This window comes from Dictyobacter vulcani, assembly GCF_008974265.1.
Lineage (GTDB): Bacteria > Chloroflexota > Ktedonobacteria > Ktedonobacterales > Ktedonobacteraceae > Dictyobacter > Dictyobacter vulcani.
The window spans coordinates 1,312,980-1,336,228 of record NZ_BKZW01000002.1; the positions used below are offsets into that span (position 1 = coordinate 1,312,980).

14 protein-coding genes and 1 pseudogene are annotated in these 23,249 nt (G+C 54.6%); 2 read left to right on the forward strand and 13 right to left on the reverse strand.

Annotation, left to right across the window (positions count from 1 at the left end):
* Positions 1-571 precede the first annotated feature (571 nt).
* Entirely contained in the window at positions 572-1,744 is a 1,173-nt protein-coding gene (locus KDW_RS23015) for a beta propeller repeat protein (protein WP_151758270.1), read from the forward strand.
* A 131-nt stretch (positions 1,745-1,875) separates the two neighbouring features.
* Here KDW_RS23015 and KDW_RS23020 read toward each other — a convergent pair whose 3' ends face one another.
* The 5 genes from KDW_RS23020 to KDW_RS23040 all read right to left on the reverse strand — a co-directional run bounded on the left by KDW_RS23020 (position 1,876) and on the right by KDW_RS23040 (position 7,546).
* Positions 1,876-2,283: a group III truncated hemoglobin gene (locus KDW_RS23020; protein WP_151758513.1), complete on the reverse strand. Its 408-nt coding sequence runs from the start codon at positions 2,281-2,283 to the stop codon at positions 1,876-1,878.
* 586 nt (positions 2,284-2,869) lie between these two features.
* Positions 2,870-5,920: a beta-galactosidase gene (locus tag KDW_RS23025; RefSeq protein ID WP_151758271.1), complete on the reverse strand. Its 3,051-nt coding sequence runs from the start codon at positions 5,918-5,920 to the stop codon at positions 2,870-2,872.
* Positions 5,921-6,022: 102 nt separating this feature from the next.
* On the reverse strand, positions 6,023-6,295 hold the full coding sequence (locus KDW_RS23030) for an ABC transporter permease family protein (protein ID WP_151758272.1): 273 nt from the start codon (positions 6,293-6,295) through the stop codon (positions 6,023-6,025).
* Positions 6,296-6,488: 193 nt separating this feature from the next.
* Entirely contained in the window at positions 6,489-7,280 is a 792-nt protein-coding gene (locus tag KDW_RS23035) for a substrate-binding domain-containing protein (RefSeq protein WP_162005534.1), read from the reverse strand.
* Entirely contained in the window at positions 7,277-7,546 is a 270-nt protein-coding gene (locus KDW_RS23040; RefSeq protein WP_162005535.1) for a LacI family DNA-binding transcriptional regulator, read from the reverse strand. The genes KDW_RS23035 and KDW_RS23040 overlap by 4 nt, the downstream gene beginning before the upstream one ends.
* Positions 7,547-7,929: 383 nt before the next feature.
* On the opposite strand from KDW_RS23040, the gene KDW_RS23045 reads away from it, so the two are divergent.
* Positions 7,930-8,520 (forward strand): TetR/AcrR family transcriptional regulator, encoded by a 591-nt coding sequence (locus KDW_RS23045; protein WP_151758275.1) that lies wholly within the window; start codon positions 7,930-7,932, stop codon positions 8,518-8,520.
* Between the two features lie 560 nt (positions 8,521-9,080).
* Here KDW_RS23045 and KDW_RS23050 read toward each other — a convergent pair.
* The 8 genes and pseudogenes from KDW_RS23050 to KDW_RS23080 all read right to left on the reverse strand — a co-directional run bounded on the left by KDW_RS23050 (position 9,081) and on the right by KDW_RS23080 (position 23,230).
* On the reverse strand, positions 9,081-10,301 hold the full coding sequence (locus tag KDW_RS23050; RefSeq protein ID WP_151758276.1) for an IS110 family RNA-guided transposase: 1,221 nt from the start codon (positions 10,299-10,301) through the stop codon (positions 9,081-9,083).
* Positions 10,302-10,852: 551 nt separating this feature from the next.
* Complete coding sequence (locus KDW_RS23055; RefSeq protein WP_151758277.1) at positions 10,853-12,394, reverse strand: hypothetical protein; 1,542 nt, start codon at positions 12,392-12,394, stop codon at positions 10,853-10,855.
* 304 nt (positions 12,395-12,698) lie between these two features.
* Positions 12,699-15,053: an AAA family ATPase gene (locus KDW_RS23060; protein ID WP_151758278.1), complete on the reverse strand. Its 2,355-nt coding sequence runs from the start codon at positions 15,051-15,053 to the stop codon at positions 12,699-12,701.
* 23 nt (positions 15,054-15,076) lie between these two features.
* Positions 15,077-16,929 (reverse strand): annotated as a pseudogene (gene drmB / locus KDW_RS36110) (DrmB family protein).
* Entirely contained in the window at positions 16,930-20,607 is a 3,678-nt protein-coding gene (gene drmA, locus KDW_RS23070) for a DISARM system helicase DrmA (RefSeq protein ID WP_198925451.1), read from the reverse strand. It lies immediately after the preceding pseudogene.
* Positions 20,604-20,789 carry a hypothetical protein gene (locus KDW_RS33110; protein WP_198925453.1) on the reverse strand — a complete coding sequence of 62 codons (186 nt, stop codon included), beginning with the start codon at positions 20,787-20,789 and terminating at the stop codon, positions 20,604-20,606. The genes drmA and KDW_RS33110 overlap by 4 nt, the downstream gene beginning before the upstream one ends.
* A 321-nt stretch (positions 20,790-21,110) precedes the next feature.
* Positions 21,111-22,037 (reverse strand): 3'-5' exonuclease, encoded by a 927-nt coding sequence (locus tag KDW_RS23075; protein ID WP_151758279.1) that lies wholly within the window; start codon positions 22,035-22,037, stop codon positions 21,111-21,113.
* On the reverse strand, positions 22,034-23,230 hold the full coding sequence (locus KDW_RS23080) for a UvrD-helicase domain-containing protein (protein ID WP_151758280.1): 1,197 nt from the start codon (positions 23,228-23,230) through the stop codon (positions 22,034-22,036). Before KDW_RS23080 ends, KDW_RS23075 begins: the two co-directional genes overlap by 4 nt.
* Positions 23,231-23,249 lie beyond the last annotated feature (19 nt).

Sequence of the window (23,249 nt, forward strand, 5' to 3'; positions counted from 1 at the left end):
GCCTTTTTCTGGACGAGATTGACGAAAGCATCTGAGCCGATCAGAGGCCCAGTGACTTCAAAGGATCAAGAAAAGCGAACAGGTAGGTTCGACCCTTTGGGTCGATTCGTGCCTGCATGATATCCTTGCTTGACCATGAGCAAGCCTCTTCACGCCTTGCTTCACCGCTTTTTCACTTGCGTGATCCTGCGGAGGTGAGGGTATCGTGGAGGCAACCGAATCGACCCAAAGGGTCGAACCTACACGTTTTACCTCTCTTGATCCTTTGAGAAGGTGTTTCTTCACCGTCATGCTATCATTTCAGCCATTCAATCCTTAAGTGAAACGTATTAGCCTTCACGGCTGCGACCTCTCCACGATCCCTATCTCATCCAGTATTTTCGTTGGAGAAAATGATCGTACAAATCACTCTGAAATACGCTTATTTCTTACATTGCAACATAAAATGTTTCACAAGGAAAATTTACTATTGTGTATTTGAATCCAATCTACTATGATTTCGCGTATTGTATATGAGCTAACCAATTATGATTCATGTATGCATATTTATGAATATTGTGAGGAGAAATCTGTGAAGCGTTTCTATTGTTTGCCAGGCGTATTTCTGGCGCTACTACTTTGCCTGCTGATGCAAGTATCGCCCGTTCTGGCAGCACCAGCATCTACCACGAAGGCCCAGACCTGTAAAAGTTGGCAGGACACCTATGATCCTCAGGCTAATGGTCCACTTGACAGCATGCTTTGGAGTATCGCGCGTGTGAACAACCATGATATGTGGTCGGTTGGATTTGCACATAATCAGACAGCAGGAACGGAACAAATCTATGCACTCCATTGGAATGGAACGAGATGGACGCCAAAGACCCCGGCCCAACCCTCAATGAATCCTTCGAGCCTTAACGGCGTCACAGCCATAGCTTCCAACGACGTGTGGGCCGTTGGAAGCTATATGGATGCGACAGAACAGCGTAATGATCTGACCCTGGCAGAGCACTGGAATGGCAAAACATGGACCAGAATTGCCACGCCCAGTCCACAAGGTGGATTCACAAATATATCAGATGACTTGAAAGCAGTCACAGCTTTTTCTTCCAGCGATGTCTGGGCCGTTGGATCAAAAGAAGGCCCAGTCGGTGTGCTTCTTGAGCATTGGAATGGCAAGCAATGGAGCGTCTTATCTCTTCCATATCAGTACGAGGATCAATTGACGGCCATCTCAGGAACATCGAGTAAAGATATCTGGGTGGTTGGCCAACGTATGAATGGGCATATGTTTGTGCCATTGGTTGAGCATTGGAATGGAAAAAGCTGGACCGTCGTGCCCAATCAGGCACAGACATTCGGTGGAGAACTCTATAGTGTCAAAGCCATAGCTGCCAATGATGTCTGGGCCGTTGGTAATTACGATGCTCCAAACTCATCAAGTAGTCAAGCCCTGATTGAGCATTGGAACGGTTCCAAATGGAGTATGGTTGCGAGTCCGCAGGGAGGGGCGTCTTCCATGGCATACCTGTTGAATGCCGTAACCGCCACAGCCACAAATGATGTCTGGGCGGCAGGCAGTGTTGTGGATACCAGTCCGCTGCTTGAGCATTGGAATGGGAAAAAGTGGAGCATTGCAGTTGGTCCAACGCAGCAGACGAATTACAACGCGATCAATGCAATTACCGCCGTTCCTGGTATGGTCTGGGGTGCCGGGACGGATTTCGGTGAGGAGCCCATGGCTGGTTATTATTGTTCCTGAGTATCTTTAACCGTCTGATTTTATTATTCTTATCCATCACTTTCGCTCTAGAGAGTGATGGATAGGAGGTGTTAGTATGGGGCTAGCTGGCTGCGCTCGTGGAGGAACGGTCGCAGCCATCAATGTTGCCGTTACGGGTTTCTTTCGGTGAGTGGGAGCATGCTGGGGCGCATTTTGAGTTGCATGGAGGGGATGATTGAGCGGGCGCGCTTTTTCATGTCTGTGGCCACTGGACCGGTGAAATGGCTATCGACTTCGGCTTCAAAGAGCTCCAGCCAGCGCGCGAAGTGTTCGGTGGTGAGATGCTTTTGCCGATCGAGCATGATGTGTTTGTACATCATGCCGCCGCGATAGGCGCCGGTCTGAAACAGTAAGTTATCCCAGAAGTCATACATGACTGGTAGATGTTCTTCGAGGTCGATGGCGGCGATCTCGGTAAAGAAGGGGCCAATGGCGGGATCTTGCATGGCGCGCTGGTAGAATGCGCGTACGACGGTGGCGATATCTTCGCGATTTTCGATGTCCTGGCTATGTGGCATAAAAAGTGTATTCCTTCGTGTCATTGAAGTATTTGTATTTATATGGATGGGATGCCTTCTTATTATAGCAGAAAACCGCCGGACACGAGGTGTGGCTGGTGGTTGCCTGGTCGTACGCAGAATGGGTTGCAGCCTTGAGGGCCAATATTTTTCGTTGAAGCGCTTTTGTGGCGCCCCCTCCACGTACACCGTGCTTGCTGGTCACGTCGAACCATCTCTCAACGTCTCGCTAACCGAAACGTATTGGCCACGAGGGCCAATACGTTTCGGTTATGGATGGAATGGCTACAATGGTGGCATGATCATGAAGCAACGCATGCAAAAATGATCAAGAGAGATACAAATGGTAGGTTCGACCCTTTGGGTCGATTGTCTCCCCCACACGAACGCATTGCCTAACATGGCATAGCTTGCTCATGGTCAAGCAAGGATATCATGCAGGCACGAATCGACCCAAAGGGTCGAACCTACCTGTTCGCTTTTCTTGATCCTTTGAAGTTACTGGGCCTCTGATCGGCTTAGATGCTTTCGTCAATCTCGTCCAGAAAAAGGCTTACGTGAAACGTATTGGCCACGAGGGCTGCCGCTACATGTTGATCTGGATGCCACCGTAGCTGCTGGTGGTGCCGTCGTTGTGGGTGAGAATGGCTCCGGCGCGGCCGGGGGCGATGCTGATCTGGATTCCTCCTGTGAGTTCGAGCTGGATTGGGTGTGAGTGTTCGGAGACAATCAAGGTGAGTGTGCCGTTTCTGAGTGTCTGGCGGGCAATCACATAGGGACTATCTTGCTGCTGACTCTGGCTGATGATTCCCAGGATCTGCTGGTAGATGGCGCGAATGCTGTCTGTGCTCTGGGATTGTTCGAGGGGCAAGCCGGACCAGACGATGCGGCCCTGACCACGCGTGTACTCACGGATACTGTTATGGGCTTTCTTGATCAATGCCATCTTGTCCCGTGGATAGCTGAACTGATAGTCCTGTCCGTCCAGGCCGTGTAGCTGCTCATAGCGGGCAACGGGTCTGGGTGTGGGCTGTTCCTGGTTATCCAGTTCATCCAGGCCGGTGGCGCTGATGAGATTGTGCTGATCGTGGCCCAGGACGCCGCTGACGAGCAGGGTGGCTCCGCGCTCGACCATGATGAGCAGGGCTTGCCATGCCCGGGGATCAAAGTGCTGTACGCCTGGTAGGATGATGGTTTGCGGTTGCTGGTCCTGTTCGAGTAAGGCCGCTAATTGCTGCTCGCCGACCATTTGCGGTATGGTATCCAGATCATAGCCAAGGACGCGAATCGCTTGTTGCGTGGCTTCGATGGCCAGGTCGGGACGCAAGAACCATTGGGAATAGGGAATAATGACCCAGGTGGCGGGGACCTTTTCTGGCTCGATGATCTGGCCGGATAGCTCACGCATCAAGCGACCAACCTCATAGAAGACCGTTAATTCTGGTTTGGCACTACCATCGGGGCGTACCAGGCCGATGCTATTTTCGTTATCGCTGGTCATGTAGGCGTTGATATGCCAGAGCCATTGAATCAGGCCGGCACCACGGGCGATCAGGCCCATAATCAGCTTGCGTTCGAGCAGGGCGGCGCACTCTTCTTCGCTACGCATGGGTAGCATATCCACATCGCGCACCAGCATCACCCCGATCTCCTGGATCAGATTCGGGCGGGCAATGTGTTTGTCCAGTAACATATCGCAGAGCATCTCATCATAATTCCACCAGGGATGGGTCGTGCCATAATCCACGGACGGTGCGTAGAACTGGGGCGAGATACGCGAGCGCGCCTCGTCCTGTCCGACGCCAATCAGGGTCGTACTGCCAGCGGCCCGGATGGTTGCATAGAGCAATTCAGCCCAGCGTGCAAACATATCCTGGGAAAAGAAGGTATAATCCATCACCTTGAGCATGTTGCGGGTATCGGTGATGCGCACATCGGTGCCATAATCCTCGGCCTGTGGCAAGGACACCTGTTCCCAGGTGGAGAAGTCGGCCGGGGTCTGGCGCCAGCGCAATTGCAGTTCTTCCAGGGTATAGCGCTCGGCCAGCCAGGTCTGGAAGGCGGAGAGTTCAAAGCGATCATAATTTGGTAGGGGGCGCTGACTAAAGATCGCGGCTGGAGCGCCAAAGCTGGGTTCATTGATCAGGTCCCAGGAGATCAGTTGTACGCCAGCATAGCGCCGGGCGATCAGCGCGACGAAATCCTGTTGTCCCTGCAATGAGCGTGGATCCAGCCAGGGATTGACACCTTCAAAGAGTGGGGGATAAAAAGAGAAGAAGGTAAAGATTACCTGTATTTCATGGGCACAGGCCGTCATTACAAAGGCATCCAGGGCGCGTAACGCCGACTCGTTGATGCGGCCGCGATCCGGCATCATCGTGCGCCAGGCTGTCCAGATGCCGGTGCGGATAACATTAACGCCAGCCGCTTTCATCTGCGCGAAATCATGATCCCAGCGGGCAGGATCGGGCAGGGACAGAAATTTGCGCTGGATATTGCTATCCATATATGTTGTGCCATACAGTGGGAAAGGCACGCCGCGCTGATAGAAATAGTCTCGGCCAGCCTCTAAGCCCAGATCTGAGCAGGCTTCCACCAGCGAGGCATCCCAGGACCAGAAGCCGCTGTTCTCGCGCCATGTGAGTCCTTGCTCGTTCTCAAAGCAGGCTTCGATTTTGTAGAGGCCGGCTTCCTGGTGTGGCTCTGGTAGCGTGAAGCGGGCTTCCTGGAGATACGGTGAAGCCGCCAGCTCGGTGCGCCAGGTCTGTAAGCGATCACCGTGCGGCGAGCGGACGGTGATCGTCAGGCTATGGGCCTGGTTTGAACGTGCGGAAACGATACATGTGGCTGTCTCGCCGGGACGATAACACGCCTCCAGTGATCGTACCTGTAAGGATGTGGCACCCTGGCCTGCCAGCACGATGAACTTCTTTATGGCGCTACCCAGCGTGAGCCAATCCTGGACATGAACCGGTTTCCAGGGTGAAAGCAGCCAGCGACCACCGCTGAAACGGCCAGACTGCTGATCGAGCAATGAGGCCAGTGTCGCAAAGTGACTGTCACCACGTTTGGACGCGACCTCATCGAGATAGAGCAATGGCGTCAGCGTGGTATCAATGGGACCGGCGGAACCGAGATCAACCTGTTGATCAGAGACCTGGGTTAGCTTGGGATAAAAAGACCAGTAGCGGCCTGCTTCAGGGGACTCAAGTCGAAGCTGATCCGGCGACAGAAAGGCGGCGGTGCAGGCAGCCGACAACTGTAGTCCTGTCTCAGATGGCTGCAAGGCAAAGAATGGTCCCAGGTAGAGTTGTCGCGTGTAGGCCTGCTGCTCGGCTTCGATGGTGCCATCTGCGCGCACAGGACGCGTAAAAGGCATACCGCCAAAGACCGCCATGTTGCCACCGCGCTCCAGAAAGGCCAGCAAGGCAGGCCAGACATCTTTCGGAAAATATGGGCCGTGAAACGAAATAAATAGTGCGCAGGAATCCTGCAAGGCGTCCTGTAGAGCGTTTGCAGCAACGAAACGTACCTGTTCAGGGAGCAGTGGCGCGAGCGTAGCAGGTTCATACCACTCTGGATAGGTAGGATCCGAAAAGACAATGATCTCTTTGTGGGCCGTGTTTAGTAATGGCATACAATTTCTCTCTAGATAGTATAGGATCTCTTGTTTATGATTACTTGTGCAGGTAGGATTCAGTATCTTGTTATGAGACCTACCTGCACTATTAAGTGTACATTACTTTACATCTGCAATTGCAACACCGCTATCAATATAGCGTTGTCCCAATGCATAGAGGATGACTGGAACTACCAGCGCGACCAGTGTTGCGGCCATCAACTGGGGATCGACTGATTTGAAAGGATTTGAGAAGAAGAGCAGGCCAAGCGGTACAGTACGATTTGCATCACTGCTCAGGTAGATCAATGGACCCAGGGTGTCGCGCCAGCTATTCAGGAAGGCGAAGATCGCTACCACGACAATGACCGGCCGGGATTGTGGCAGGATCATATTCCATATACATCACTCCTTCGTGTGGAAAATAAAATGGATCCATGTGCGACGTTAACTTGATCGGACGAATGGTCATGTGGTTTTGAACATGACCGTATAAGCAATAGAGTAAGTACTCTATTGAGAAGACTCGCCCTTTTTTACTGATAAAAAGCTGATGAGTTCTCAAGAAAAGAGAAGGATGTTGAAACTACGTGAGCCGCAAGACCGATGAACGCTCGATCAGTGAAACTTCCAGCACGCTGGAAATACTGGCTTCAAACGTCTCATTGCCTTGTTCCAGGAGCCGTCTGACCGAGATCTCGCCGATCGCTTCTTTATTGACGCGAATGGTGGTTAAGGCTGGCGTCAGATGTTCAACCAGAGCAATATTATCAAAACCGACCATCGAGACATCCTCAGGCAAGCGCAGCCCGTGTTCGCGCAATGCCTTCATGGCTCCGATTGCCAGTTCATCGTTGGCGCAAAAGAGCGCCGTAAAAGGTTGTTGTCGTGCAAGCAAACGTTGACAGGCCAGATACCCACCCTCGATACCCGGACTATCATGCTCAATCAGATCAGGGTTGACCTGAATGCCTGCATCCAGTAATGTGGTTCGATAACCCTGGCTGCGCTGCTGAATAGTATAAATCACATCGATCGGGCGGAAACCAGGCTTCACAGGACCGCCAATGTAGGCGATCTTGCGATGGCCATGCTCAATCAGATGATTGACCGCCATGCGCGCACCCTCGAAGTTATCGCAGAGGACCGAACTCACCGAAAGACCAGGAATATGGTTGTCGACTAAGACCAGTGGAATATCGAGACGCTTCAACACCTGTACCGTTTCCCGTTCAGCGGGCCCGACCAGCAAGATACCGCCCAGTTTCATCTCCTGGATAGCCGTGAACAGTTCCTGTGGTGCCTGTACCAGTGTCTCAATCGATCTGTACGTCACCTTGATATTCGAGCGGCGAGCCTCCTGCTCAACGCCATTCAAAATATGTGTCCAGAAGGGATTACTGGTTGTCGCACCCCTATCCGCCAGATCGCCATAGAGAAAGCCGATCTCCTTAATAGGACGAGCCCCGAGCGAGGAGGTTCAGAGCTAACCAGGCGTTCATAGCCTAATTCAGAGGCCGCCTTCAAGACCCGATCGCGTATCTCCTCCGAGACATTGCTATGATTATTAAAGACACGCGAAACCGTTCCTACCGAAACATCCGCCTTACGAGCGACATCCTTTACCGTGACCGAACCAATCACACGTTTGATCCCTTCTACTGTGAGCGTGACGGATGGTCACTGCACCACCTGGTTGACAACAATTCAATGAAAACATGAATGTTTCATTGATGAAATATTACAGTCATTTAATAAGAAAGTCAATACTTTAGCAGCATGAAAGTAGAAATTCTGGCGTGATCGCATAAAATTGGTCAGTCATGTATATTGTTTGTTTGCTAATACTGTTGGCTAAAAAAATATCATTGAACAGTAAGTTCAATGATGAAAATTATAATTGTTCATTATGTTGGGATGCTTGCTTTTATGTGTCTTATAGAATAAGATAGAGACAGTTCTGTATCATATTCTGTTGGTAAGTATACAGAACTATCTCTATCAGGTCAAGAGAAGAAGGAAAGGTCATGAAAACTAGTTCGCCTCGTTCCGCACGGCAGCAGATTCTGGATACCGCTGCGGACCTGTTTTTCCGTGAGGGCTATCGTGCGGTAGGTGTTGATACTATTATCAGTCGTTCTGGGGTCGCGAAAATGAGCCTCTATCGGCATTTTTCCTCGAAAGATGCCTTAATCGTGGCGTATTTAGAACGCTCGAATGAGCTATTCTGGACCTGGTTTGAGCAGGCTGTTAGCCCGCATCCAGATGATCCACGCGCCCAACTGGTGGCGTTTTTTGAAGCGTTGGAGGCGTATGTTTCCAGCCCAATATGTCATGGTTGCCCATTTCTGCATGTGGCCACCGAGTTTCCCGATGAAACATATCCTGGGCATCGTCTGGCCCTGGAGCATAAGCAAGCGGTTCGTGCACGTTTTCACGAAATGGCCGTGCAGGCAGGCGCGCAGCAGCCGGAGGTGCTAGCCGATCAACTCATGTTGCTCATGGATGGCGCCTATCTGCAAGCACGCATGTTCGGACCTACTAATCGGCTACCCATGTGGCGCAGGCTGCGGTGGCTTTGCTCGATGCCCAGTCATCGAACGCTTGTTCCAACTTAAGAACTTAAGAAAAGAAGACCTTAAGACACTGTGCAGAATTGTCTTATGTTGGCTTGATTTCTGCACCGCTACTCTTTCCCCATCATTACATGATCGATAAAAATGTATATATAGTTTCGACCTTTGCGTCCATTATTTTCGTTTAAGCACTTTTGTGACTGCAAAAGATGCTGTGTAGAAAAGTAGCGAATCGTCCGTGGAGAGGGCGCCACACGCGAGACGCTCTCTGTCAAGGGGGGCCAAAAAAGACCTTTTCAGCTCATATCCCGAAGGCTTTTTGAGCACAGACTGACCCAGTGCCCTGATGCTGGGTGTGCAACAGCACACCCAGATGATGAGACAGGGTACGGTCGTTCAATGGGTGAGGCTCGTTTCGCTTTTGACTCGCCGTGGTCTCAAGCCCGCTGCTCTTCCCCCTTGACTCCACGGGCGCCAGAGGCTCTCCCATTGAAGCAAAGAGTTGCTGTATCGGTTCCAATCGCGGATCTCTGGGTGCTCCGCTGTCGCGTGCTGCCGTGATCTGCACGGCATGCCGTGCAGATCACGGCAGCACGCACCGCTCAGGCGGCCGCTGGCGCATGGCGAGCCTGGGCTTGTACAAACGTGTCCTCCTGATAGGTCTCTTTCTTGCGCCGCATCGCCCAGATAATCCGAAGCCATGTATTGGCCAGCCCCCGAAAAATGGTCGCACTCTTTTTGCCTTGCTTCTTTTTCTGGTCATGATACGCTCGCGCCCAACTGATGTTCTTGCAACTCTCTGCCGCCAACAGATACACTGTAGCGCGAAGCGTTTTGCTACACGCTTGGCGTTGCACTACATAGCGACTGTTGCCGCTTTGTTTGGTGACTGGAGCGGTGCCTGCGAGTTGTTGCGCGACGGCGACAGTGGCTTCATGAGGGTCAATGACCGCCAACTCCGCCAGCAACCGCGGGCCCAATCGCTTGCCAGAATTGGGGAGGCTCGCGAAGACCTCATATTCATCTTGCTGCTGATAGAGCTCCTCAATGGCCAGATCATAGTCATGGATCTGCGCCATGAGGGTGTGCAGTTGGGCGACCAGCGTTTGCGCCAGTCGGGATTTGGCATGCACCACCGCCGCGCTCGCCTCCAGGTGCGGTTGTTGAAGCAGTGGCCAGACCCGTTGCGCACACGGTAGGGGATGAGGATGGCGTGCCTGTTTGAAGATCTGGGTCAGCTCCTCTACGCTTGCCTGACGTGCCTGCTCAGGAGTCGGATAGGCGACGATGAAAGCGAGCAAACTTTTCTGCAACGTGGTCCCCTTGTCAAAGGCGTCGAGGACCACCGGGTAGTACGCTTTCAAGCACGCGCGGAGTTGATTCGCCAGACGCGTCTGCGCTCCAATCAATCCCTGCTGATCACGCACCAACAGTTGCAGTTCCTGCAACCCCTGCTCTGGCAGATGCAGGGGCCTCAAATCACGCCAATCACTGCGGGCGATTTTGGCCAGGGTGTAGGCATCAAGCAGGTCGGATTTGGCGCCGGAGACGGGACGCCAGCGATCAACCGTTTTAGGATTGATAGGATACGGGACAAAATTGGCCTTCAGCAAAGCGGTCACGAGTAAATTGGTCTTGGTTTCCAGCACACAGATCATCTCATCTTGATGATCGGGGCCAGTAAGTGCGCGTAAGCGCGTAATCAAGGAGGCAACTCCTGCGGCAGTATGGTCAATCCGTAGGCGCAGGCACAGCGCTCCTTCATGGTCGAGGACGACCACATCATGATGGGTGTCAGCCCAATCGATACCAGTAAACCACATAGCAATGCTCCTTTGAAATGAAAGGGAACGCTCCAAGGCGGATCGAGCCTTCTACTGGCGCTCGAAGCGCAACGCTCTCGTGTGATTACGACCTTGGAAAGCACCTGGAAATACAGGTCTCGCGTTGGCAGTCTCTTCGCGAAGAAGAGCCGCGGGCCGGCAGGGTATTTTCCAGGTGGAGTCCCGTTGCTTCACTCTATCGCATCATCCTTTCTGCTGTCCAAGTGAAGCATTCAGTACTCATGCCAAAAGTATAACGTAGAAGGCCGGCATGCGGCGTGATCATGGAGCGAGGTGCTCAACGAGCAGCGCATGCCTGTGGCGCCTACATGACACGGATCGTGTTTCGTGAACCTCTCCGCACTGTACGGGTAGGGCCACGCGCTCTTCTATCACGTTGCTATGTGAGCAGGCAACGGCACGGCACACACGATCCCTGTAGGCGCCACAGCACTGCGGGTCGTTCGAGCACGCTGGCCTGTGGATACGCAGCAGTGCGGCCTCCGCGTGTGGCGCCCCCTCCACGTACGCGATGCTACGCCATGGAGTCTTCACAGAAACGTATTGGCTTTGCCGCTACGGGGGGTGATGTTCTGGCCGATGACGTGGCAGAGTCTGGGGCTTTGCAGGCAGTCACTTTGGCGTTGGACGAGGTCGAAGATGTTGGGTCCGATGTGGGGTTTAGGGCAGAGGATGGTTTGTTGCATATGAGGATTGAGGCGGATGCCCAGGCAGATGGGTTGGGGGCGTTCGGGTAGTGCCTGTGCTGCCATATCCAGGATGGCGCGCAGGCGTTGTTGCAGGCTGGCAAAAGGCATGTCTGGATACAAGCGATAGAGGCTGATGCTCTGGCTGCTCGGCTGTTGCTGATATTGCTGACCACTCCGCTGGATGATGCGTGTATGTTGCTCTTGTTCAGCTAGCGGCTCGGCAATCGTCGGAAAGAAGAGGGCTCCTGTGCTGGCTCCCATTAATGACATATCGCCGAGCATCTTTTTGATGGGATTGTGGGTGAGCGTGGGGTCGCTGCCGTTGAGGTAATATTTGGCATCTAGAATAACCGCTGGCTCACGCCAGATGAGTTGCTGCTGATGGCGGATCTCCAATGGCTTTTCCCGCTCTATCGTATAGTCAGGGCGCGAAGCTGGGCCATGTTGCCAGTCGGCTTGATAGCCGGTGCTGGTGTCGAGCTGGCGATTGTAGAGCAGGCGGAAGCGGCGGTTTTGCCAGGTGAAAGTGCATTGTAAGCGGTCACTATTGATCGTAACATCGTTGGGAGTGATACTGCTTTCCTCATGCAAGAGATGGATCAATTCCAGCTCGACCCACAATTCGTATAGCCATGCATCGGTCTTCTCACCCTGGCGCGTACTGCTCAGGGCCAGGACCTTATCCTGATCGATCCTGCCGACCCGGAACTGGGAGAAGCGTTGCCACCAGTGGAGCAGATCGCGATACGGGCTGGCTCCTGGTCTGAGTGTATGCGTGACCTGCTGGACCAGGGCAGGGATTGAGGCGCTACTGGCCTGTGCCTTGAGCTGGCGAGCATGCGTTGTGGCCAGCTCACGTTGCGCGTGCTCATCCGCGCTGCTGAAGAACTGACGCTCCAGACGACTCAGCTCCTCATCTTCAAATGGCGTATTCATAGCCTGTTGTAGCTCCTGGCGCAATTGCAGCGTCAGAGCCACTGCCAGCACGTTCTCGGGCGTCTCCATATCCCTTTGCCGTACGCGGGTCAGCAATTGCAATGGCAGCTGTCCAGGTGTATGCTGCTGACTGCGCTGGATGGTCTGTGGCCAATCGATCTCGCCACGCGTCGGTGCCTCCTCCAGCAAGCGCTTATGCGTCGTCTTCAGACTCAGCTGACGGCGGATACGGGGCAGGATATCGTCCAGGAGCTCATTGCTCAGAAATTGCAGCTTGATAGCCTGATCATAATATTGCAGCAGCGGAATCTGCGGCAACTGGCTCTGCGCCGTAAACAAACGAAACTGCTGTCGAAACAGAGCTGCATCATGTTGCAGCAGCAAGCGTATCACCCGCCGCTGCAAGCGTTGAGACCATTGTTGAGCTTCGGTAATGTCTGAAAGCATATATTTGTATCCTCAAAACCCACGTGAGGTGATGGCCCGATAACATGTCTCATCACCTCAAATGACCAATAAATATGAGACGTAGGTTCGACCCTCGTGGTCGATTGTCTCGCCCCCGACAACCTCCCGGTCCCATGATACCGTCCCCGATGACCACGCCCGTCGTTAATGACACCCCGAAGGTGATCGTGGGGATACCAATCGATCGCAAGGATCGAACCTACGTGTCGTGATGGCCGAAGGTGATCGTGGGGATACCAATCGATCGCAAGGATCGAACCTACGTGTCGTGTTTATCATGCGTTTACAGGCCGCGTTCGGCTTTGAATGAGCGCAGGCGGCGGGTGAATTGTGGCAGGTTGTCGGTTTCGGGTTGTAGCTGGAATAATCCTGTGAGTATGGTTGCGGGTACCTCCGGGCGATCTTGATTGGCGAGTTGTTCAACCTGGGCGGCGGTCAGGAATGGGTGGCCGTTCGGGTTGGTGACGCTGGCGAGTGAGAGCAGCTGGCTATAGAGGCGCTGCGGCATGCTGTTGAGTTTGTCCAGGAGTCTGGTGTAGGCGACTGGAAAGGTGTCGGCGGGCGTGGTGAGATAGAGTAAGAGGGCTTCGATTTCGTCGGGTAGCAGGACCTGGAGCTGGTCGGCGATGGTGTCGCAGAGGGCGGCGTCCAGGGCTTCGCTGATCCATTGTTCATGGGTATTATAGTTTTGCAGGATGCCGGCGATCAGCATGTGGCGTAGCAGGTTGATGGCCTGGGCTGTACCGAGCTGGCGATAGATACGGATGATTTCAAAGACGCGCCAGGCGGCGGCGAAGGCTGTCTGGAAGGCGTTGTTTTCCTCTTCCCAGAGGATCGAATAGCTACCGTCTGGCTCGGTGCTGACGGAGATACTGTTCCAGTTGATGTTGTCGTCGCGTACTTCTATGGCTGCGCTGAGATGGGCAACTTTTTTGAGGGCTTTATACAATACGATACCCTGCTCGGCCTGGCTCTGGGCGCGGGTTGGCGGTAATATCTCGACGAACGAGAAGCGGCGCTTGAGGGCTTCGCTGATCTGATTAAGGTAGCTGCGATCAAAGCTATTTAAGGTGCCGATGATGCGGAAATCCTGCGGGATGGGGAGTTCGGCACTGCCGTTTTCCAGTGTGACGCGTAGGACCTCATTGCCTCCCAGGGCGGTGAGGGCGTCACCAAAGGCGAGATCGATGGGCGCACGATTGAATTCGTCGATGACCAGCCATTGACCTCTAAAGGTGCTAATCTTTGTACGATCGATGCCGCTATGCGTGGTCAGGCGTGTGCGCAGCAGGCTCAGAGCGCTCCATTCCTCGAATTTTTCGCCCTGGAAGGACCAGTTGTTGAGGATGGTGGAGGTGAGATGGCCAAACTGAATGGTGTAGTTCAGTATCCCATTCTGGCTTTGCGGCATGATGCCACTGATCAGGGTACGCGTACTCCAATCGTCGGTGGCGGTGACTAAACGCGTGGTGTAGGCGCTGTCGGTCAGGTAGCTAGCGGCTAGCGCCTGCTCATCATCTTCCGTGTCACTCTGTGGGTTGGGGCTGGCCTGACTTTGCCAGAGGATTTCAGGAATGATACGCGCCAACTCTGTCTTACCGGTTCCTGGAGGTCCGGTCAGGATCACGTGGCCGGCCAGCAGGGCATAGTAGATGCGCCTGACGACCTTTTCATCGACCAGGATGTGTTGCTGGACTCTGTGGATAAGTTCGGTAAGTAGTGGCTCCGGCGTTGGCTTCAAGGGTATATGCTCGATCAGGAGTGTCTCGGCTGGTGCGTCTGTGTCCGTAGCAGTATTGGGCTGATGCACAGACGTTTCATAGAGTCCAGGTGGATCTTTTATCACTCCCAGTTGACCCGTCTTGCCGGTCAGGATATCACTATTATCGGCATCTTTGATAATCAGTGTAGGCGTATCGGACGATAATGTGTGAAATTCTCTACCAACCCATGAAAAAAAGGCATCATCCCAATAATGTGATTGGACAAGCTCAGGGGCCTGGCGGCTCACGAATTCCAGTAGACGCACTATTTCTCTATGCTCATCTGCTTTTTTTATTTCTATGTTATTTGCATTGAACATCGATTTCGGTAATTGAGGAAGTAATCCGGCCTGAACGAGTGTATAGATACCTTTGCGCAGACTTTCATAATAGATACAGGTTGGATGCGTGGGATCCAGCCAGCGTGCGAAGAGGGACATGATAAAGGCGCTCCGAGTAGGAGGAATGATCATGCCACTACTTTTTCCTGCTCTACGCAGCCGCTCCCTTTCTTGTAGCAGAAAATAATAGAAGGCCTCTATATGCTGTCCCAGGTTCGCACTGCTGAGTCCTTTTACACTATTGCGGAAATGGATCTCTGCGTTACTGTTATCATCATTATGATATTTATTTAATTTGTTCATCTCCATCATAAACCCGAAGCCGGTCGCTCCCCAATCTTCCTGGTTGTGGAGGATGGTTGTTAGCTGTGCCATCAGTGTTTTCAAGGAGATCTCTGCCTGCACAAAGCTTTGGACTGTACTATGTAATGCAGGCAGGTTGGCATCACGCAAGCTGGCTTTTTGCTTTCTACCCTCAATATAGTCATGATCAGCCAGATATGCTGTGACGATTTCATTGAATGTTTTTGCCATGGATTAACCTTTATTATTCATTATTATTCATTTTCAGTAATTCTTTTGAGAAAGGCCAGGTTGTCACGTTCGACGGTTTTGACCAGCACGGAGCGGTCCAGGTAGCGGTTGCCTTTTTCGCAGGAGGTTTCGGGGATGAACATACAGGCGTGACAGGCGGCTCCGTGCAGGGTGTTGTCTTCGAGACTGACGTGCTCGGCGCAGAGTGGATCGGAGGCGCAATATTCCATGTCGTCGATGACGCCGCCGATGTGGTAGCCCATATCCTTGCCCTGGCTGACCAGGCCGCCGAGCGTGCCTTCGCTATCGGAGGCGGCGGTATAGAGCAGGATGCCGGCCATGGCCCCGCCTTCCTCGGTGGCTGACTGTGAGTAGATGCGCTCACGGATACTGGCGGCGGCATAGCCACAGTGCAGGGTGAGTTGTCGGATCAGGGCGTGGGCGAAGCTATGCAGCAGGACATAGCGCATGTCGGGATAATTGGCCTCGATATCGACCATACTGCGCACGTCACGCCAGCGTTTATGGGCCTCATAGAAGGTTTCATTGTGTTCCTGTACCGCGCTTTTATTGAGCCATGCCTGGATGGCTTCTTCACGGAACTGGATAAAGATGCCCTCGCCACGTACCTCTGTGGCTGGTAACCACTCGGGCGAGCGTTTGGAGAGAGGCATGATATGATCTTTGGGCAGCTCTTTTTCTTCGGCGAAGTCGTTGAGCGACTCGATGCGTGTGAAGCCGGTCAGCGCCATTACTTCGCGCAGGCGTTCAACCAGCACAACCTGCTGGATATATTGCTCATAGCCAGTGGTCATCTCGGCCGGCAGGATCTCGAAGTCGTCGGTGTGGGGCGCATTGACTGGATCAATCAGTACGCGCCACTCGGGAGCTTGAGATCGCGGGGGCGCACAATCGCGGTTGGTTCGTCCTGGTTTTTCTTCGCGATGGCCTGCCAGATGGTCTCAAGACTATACTCGCCCAGCTTTTCCTGGATGTGTGGGATCTGCATATAGATCTTGAGCATCTCCTGGTTGCTCGCGGCCTGGAGGATAGACCAGTGATCCTCGATCAGTTGGGCCAGCTGGTCTTCACCTTCGGTATCGAGAGCGAGGTATAGCCCAGGGGAAACCAGGTGTTTGAGGCTGAGAGCAGGGTGGTCCTGGCCGGCTGCAGGCAGGCTTTTTTTTGCATACTGGCGTAGATGTGGACGGCGGCCAGTGCAGGTCGGGGTATAGCTTTTCTCCTCATTTGTGGTAAAGGCAAAGGCCTCAGACATAATTCTGCTCTTCTTGCAGGTCCGGCATTCGACCCGGATGTCGGATGGCTCACCGGTGATGCCGCGCTCACTCATGTAGAGGGAGGCTTTACAGGGGGCGGGTCCGTGGATAAAGTGGTGCCAGGGAAAATCGTCGAGGTGGCCGGCCGTGCAGGCGATCAGGAAGCGCGAGGGGACGACGATGGGATTCTTGCCTTTGGGACAATTTTCGTGGCGATAGCTGGTGCGATCAGGATGGAAGTCGTAGCTTTTCAGCTTGAAGAAACCATCATCCACCGAGGCCAGCAGCCGACAGGACGGGCAGACCATCCAGCGTGGAAAGGCGGCGACGGGTACACCGACATAGCTGGGATTCTTGCCGGTTCTTTCGGCGGTCGATGGGGTCAGCAGGTGCTTGACCTGGGGACCCATCACGGATTGGATGGCTTCCAGCAGGCGTGGCTCGATGATCTCTTCTGAGGTACGCGTGTCCCAGTCGTCGATGCCCATGATCAGGGTGGACATATGCGGCAGATCCACAATCGCACCGACACCATAGGAAAGGATCAGCTGGCTGGGGCGTAGCTCGCCAACGGGATGTTTTTTGATAAATGGGGCCATTTAGTTTGTCTCCTCCAACATATCTTCCTCATGCTCAGTATCATTGGGATCACCGAGTGGGCGTTCATCGATCAATAACTGGACTGCCGGTTCGACGTTGCGCATCGAGTTCAGGCAGGTAAAGGGTTCCCACTTGCCGCGCCTGGGTTCTTTGAGCAATCTGACCATGCCGTTGCGCTCCTCTTTATAGTTGAGGGTGGCATGCGTGTTGGCCTGTTTGAGCCAGTAGGCTTGCAGGAGCTTTAAATCATGCCGGACCCGCTCGCTGGCTTCCACCTCTCCTATCGCATTGGCTCGCTGAGAGATGATCTCGATGGCCTGTTCAAGTAACGCTGGATCATCGGTGATCTGGCTGGCGCTGTCGTTTTTGTTGAAGCGGCCACCGGTCAGACGGACCATGCTGACGAGCAGGGCGGCCAGCCCACGATCCAGGGCACGCGGCGCAAAGGGGGTGACGGAGAGCGCCTCGACGTGTTGATAGAAGGTAGCGTGATAGTGCTCGAACTGCTCATAGTGCGACAGATCACGTGGGCGCGCCCAGTTATAGACCGTACAGACCAGTCCCGGCGCATTACGACCGACGCGGCTGGTGGCCTGAATATATTCCGAGGTCGTCTTGGGTTGTCCCGTCACGACCATCAGGCCGAGGCGCTTGATATCGACGCCCACAGAGATCATATTGGTGGCCAGCAAGACATCGATGGGTTTGGGACTCCCCTCAATGCCAAAGCCTTGTTCCAGGCTACTCAATACCTCGGGAATATCACCTGAGCTGACGCGTGAGGTCAGTTCCTGGACTTTAGGGCGATTGCGGTTGCCCAGTCCACGTTTGTCCATACGCCAGATGCGGTTACTGATATCATCATCGACGAGGTGGCGCATCCCGCCCAGCTCACTCATCGAGTTAAAGTAGCCGACCAGCGTCATCCAGGGATCCGAGCTGGCTCCATATTTCTGGTAGAGCAGCTGGGCACCGGCCAGCAGGGACAGATAGACACGGATCTGCGCGGCCTTCATACGGCGGCCATTGGCGCAGATGCCCAGATAGCGGCGACCCGGCGCCTCGGGTCCTGGCTTGCGCTGGAGCGAGAAAAAGTTATCCTCGACATCCAGACCCTGCGGCGGAAAGATATTGACGGTACGCATAAAGAGCGCCTCGACCTGTTTGCTGGCCTGGCGAATCGTGGCGGTGGCCGCAATCACCTTGGGCCGCACCTGCTGGCCTTTATAGGTCCAGGTTGCCAGGTGATCGACGGCCGTCTCATAGAGTCCGACCAGTGTTCCCAATGGACCAGAGATCAGGTGCAGCTCGTCTTGAATAATCAGATCGGGTGGTCGCAAAGGAGTCTGGGGATAGCTGCGCGCCTCTGTAAGTTTGCCGACCGGCCGGTGCCTATCACTATCCTTGATCTCAGGTGAGCGGAAGCCATGGCGCTCACAATATTGATCCACCTGGCCGAAGAGCATCTGCGTCTCGCCCTTCCAGGGGAGCTGGGCAAACTTATCGACGGTCGCGATCAGCAGCGCGGGCAGCAGGCGATAGATCTCTTCATCGACCACCAGTACAGGGATACCCTCTGCATTGGATTTAGCACGACTGAACGGACATGTTCCAAATGGATCACTACAGTAGACCAGGGTGCGGCCACGGCCTTTTTCATAGCTCTCAACCAGGATATCTTTGCCGGCCTCAATCTCAAGGCCACACCAGGGACAATGCGTAATCTGACGCGGGTTGCCAGTGTTGTTGCTGTACTTGCTGGCATCGCGGGCCTGATTGATCGCCTCGGCCGAATCGCTGGTCGTATTAGGCGTGGAGCGCTGTCCTACCCAGAGTCCCAGGCGGAACGGAGTCTGGCCCCAGGTGCTGGTCCCGCCCCGGCGGATAATCTCGCAGGCGCAGATCAGGGCGGCCGCGCGCTGAAACTGTTGCAGGGTCAGCAGGCGCAGGGTATAGCGCATAATTACCGCGATCCCATCCTCGCCGGAGCGCCCCTCGATCACACCCTGGAGGCGACGAATGCCCAGCGTATAGGCAGTCAGGCCCAGATAGGCCTCGGTCTTACCACCACCGGTCGGGAACCAGAGCAGGTCAGCCAGGGCATCCTTCGTTGCATGGCGATCCTCATGGGCGGGATCGGTCAGGGCAGGCAGGTTGAGCAGGATAAAGGCCAGCTGGAAGGGACGCCAGCTGCGGTTGCCCGGCTGATCGATATCCACCAGCTCCTTAGAGCTCTTGCGCCGCTTCTCCTCTGCCAGTAGCGTATGGATGCGCTGGAGCCACATGGCGCGATTCATAAAGCTAAAAGCCTGCGCCGCCTGCGGATCACTCCCGACCAGGGCGATACCGGCCGCGATGCGCCGTAATGTCTGGCGGCAGTTGTCGATCGCTGTCTGGGCGACTTTGGCATAGGGCTGGAGATGCTCTTGAGGATCGCTGATACGCCGCTCCTGTTCATCGATCCAGGTGGTATAGGTGCTGACCAGGGGTTGTAGCAAGCCTGGTAGCGCGTCCATCTCCGCTGCGGCCAGGGTGCGCATATCCAGACACAGATCGGCCAGGGCGGGAATATCCTCGGCCGTAGGAGCCTCGGTGCGCGGCACATCATAGCTGGGAATAAAGCGCGTCGTGAGCCGGTAGGCGCTGGTGGAATCCTGCGCGTGGGTCTCGGCATGCACGCTGACACCATGGCCGATGGCGAAACCGACCTGCTTGCGATAGAGCATCGAGAGCGCCTTATCCTCATCCTGATAGATCTTCTGAAGCTCGGATGGACGGCGCTGGAAGATCTGGCCACCGTTCGGCGCGGCCACACTCAGCTCGGGCTGAAAGAGATAGGCCGAGTCGCTGTTCTTCTTCGACTGCACACGCTGGCCATTAACCAGGAAAATGGTGACCGTCCAGAAATCGGCTGAACGGCGCACCAATCCTTTGATATAGACGTCTGGCTGCTCGGTATCGGGGCTCTGTTGCTCAATTGTACCCTCGCGCAGGTGGATCTTCAGGGATTGGCCGCCGCGTGGTGTACGTTTCCAGATCTTGTTCGATTTAGCCTGACCTTCGGGCTTGACCTGACTATCGGCCCTGAGATACTGACCCCAGCTGGCCGTGACCAGTAGCTGTGTAGTCGCGCGATCGACGCAGAAGCTCATCCCAATCGAAGAAGGACTGAGGCTGGTCGTCTGCGAAGCATCCGTCTCAGGCTCACCCTGCTCTTCCGCACCGCTCTCAATCGTCCCCTGACTCTCCTGCTCCTCCGGCGGGATAGACATATCGCGCGGAGCCAGGATCCCGACCAGATAGCGGTCATGGACCCGGAACTCATCCACCTCCTCTTCCGCGCCCCCGGCCGGACCGAGCAGGTCGCGCAGCATCAAATCTTCCAGCTCATTGCGCATCTCATACTGCGAAGGGATACGTGCTTGCAGGATAGGTCCATCTGCTTGCTTATTTTTAACCTGCACCGGAACCTCGACCTTGCGCGTCGGCTCCGCATCATCGATATCTTCCAGATCCGGCAGCTCATCTTCAGGTAGCCATAGCTCAGGCCTGCTCGTAATCTTCGGCTTCGCCGGTAGCTCGATCGGCTTACCGATAACGGTCGCCTCGCGATCATCGCGGCCCAGATTAAAGGCCGCCGCCACAATCGGATTCAGCGCCTCCGAAATCGTACTCACACCCAGCAACTCGATATCATTTGAAAGATCAACCCCTTCAGAAGCGGAGCCAGATCCTCAGGAGTCACATCATGAGCGACCGCACTCCAATCCAGCTGGATCGTCCCGGCGCGTAACTCTTTATTCAAGCGTCGCAATTCAGACGCAGACGGCAATTGTGCCGCCAGACGAATCGTTTCCAAATCCCCATCCTTATCGTCTATGTTAATAATAAGCGACATCTCATCAAAAGACCAATAAAAACGCAAACGTAGGTTCGGCCCTCGCGGCCGATTGGTTTCCTCCCCGATATCCTCGGCATAGCATGATCAATCCGCCATTGGCCTCGTCTCGTGTCGATTTCTCCCCAACGGTGATCGCGAGGCGAGCCAATCGGCCGCACATTTCACGTTGGCGCAGAGGATATCGTAGGGGGAGTTAATCGACCGCGAGGGTCGAACCTACGGGTATTGCTTCTCTTGATCTTTGAATGAGATGTTACCTTTCTTGTTTTTTTGATGCGTTTATATTTTGCGATTAAAGTTCCAGTATTGTGGGTCGAAGCCTTCGAGGAGCGGGGTGGTGGTATCGTGGGGGATGATCACCAGCAGGGCTCGCATGGCTCGGGTCATGCCGACAAACATGGTGCGGCGCTCGCGTGATAGGTGTTCGGCTCGCTCTTCGTCGGTGGCGTCGAGCGGGATGACGGGATAGTTGGTGGCGCTAAAGCCGGCCAGGGCGACGATCGGGAATTCGAGTCCTTTGGAGGATTTCAGGTTGATGACTTTGATGCCGGGCCGGCTGAGGTCGAGGTCGCGACCAGCCATGTAGGTGGCTTCAAGTCCTTGATTCTCCAGGGCGGTGGCCAGTCCACGGCCAGCGGATTCGCTGGGACAGAGGACGGCGCAGGAGCCAATCGGCAGGCGCAGGGTGCGGCTGGCCCGTTTGAAATAGTTGGCGAGCAGCTGGGCTTCATGGTTGATGCTGCTGACCGTGCGGGCGTCGGGCGTGGGGCCGCTATTGATGTACTGGGCCTGGATGACTTCGGGCTCTAATACCTCATTATTCAAATAGGATAGCGCGGCCTCGCCGACTTCGGCGGTGGAGCGATAGTTGGCTTTGAGGACACAGGTGCGGCCCTGGAAGCGCAGGCTGTCGTGGACATCGGACCAGGAGAAGCTGCTGCCATAGATCGACTGGTTGGCGTCGGCGGTAATAAAGAGGCGATTGGGCGCTTTACAGAGGGCGATCAGCATACGCAAGGCGCTGGGATCCAGATCCTGGGCCTCGTCGATGACCACGGCGTCATACTGCTGGTAGAACGGACTCTGCTCTACTATTTCGGCGGCGCGCAGGCGGCGCAAGGCAAAGGTCTCCTTGCCCTGCGCATGCAGCAGTTCCAGCCAGTGCTGATAGACATTCCAGACCGCCGCGCGCTGGGTGGCATTCAGACGGAGCTTGCGGCCGGCGCGTGGGTCTTCGCATAGTCCACCTGGCTGGTCAGCTGGCGGGCGATAATAATTTTCTCGATTTCCTCCATCAGATAGTCATTGCCCATGCGCTTGAGGATGTCGCGCTGCGCCAGCTGCTGGAGCTGGTTGCCATTAAAGCTGGTCTCTTCGATGGCCCTGGCGAGCAGCTTCTTCGTGTGCTCACTGCTTTTCTCGATCTGATAGCGATTCTCCTGATGGCAGGAGGCGAGGATCTTCAGGGCTATACTATCGGCGGTGGCTACTTTGACATATTGATGGTCGGGACCAAGCAGCTGCCTGAGTAGTTGCTCCGATGAGCGGATCAGCGCGTTGGTGTAGGTGGTGAACAGGATCTTTGGCTGGCGCTGCCCGGATGCCAGTAACTGCTTGAGCAGCGAGCGGATGCGATAGAGGGCGACCGTACTCTTGCCGGTGCCGGGTCCACCCTTGACCAGGGTCGGGCCGCTGCTATGCATCGACCAGCTCGCATAGCGCTCCTGATCGGGCGAGAGTTTGAGCAGGAAGGCTAACAGCTCGCCTTCTTTATAGCGCAGCAGATCCTCGACATCGTTCAAGACCAGATTGGGCTGCTCGATGACCTCTTCCATGGGAGGATCAAACATATAGCCGTCGATGCGCAGCAGGATCTCATCGGGTACGCCGGGACATGCCAGCAGCCGCTCTTGATCCTTGATGCGCAGCAGGCGGGTATGATAGCTGGCCGGTACACGCAGTTTATTGAGCAGCTCGACCGTAATTGGCTCTGGCAGCTGGTTACTGTCTGATGGGGCCATAAACATCTTATCCCAATCGGGTTGGGAAGACGTGCTGGTGCTCACATCGCCACTGATCACGGTCGGACCCAGCACATCGGATGACGGTGGGGCCTCCGGGGCGGCGGTATCGTTATAGGTATCATCATCGCGATCATCCATCTTATAGATGCAGACCACATCCTGCGCGCACGTGTAAAAGATCCGATAATCGCCAGAGCGGATCCGATACGGGCGGCCAGCCATATGGGTCAACTGCTTCTTCAACTTTCCATCTGGCAGCGGATTAACCTCCAGCAGCTCAATCTTCTCGCGTACCTGCTTCATCTCTTTAGGCTGCAACTTCAGCAGATAATCCAGAAAAGCCGGCTTCATCACCATATCCCATTTTTTACTCATAGCTTTATCATGAATCCTT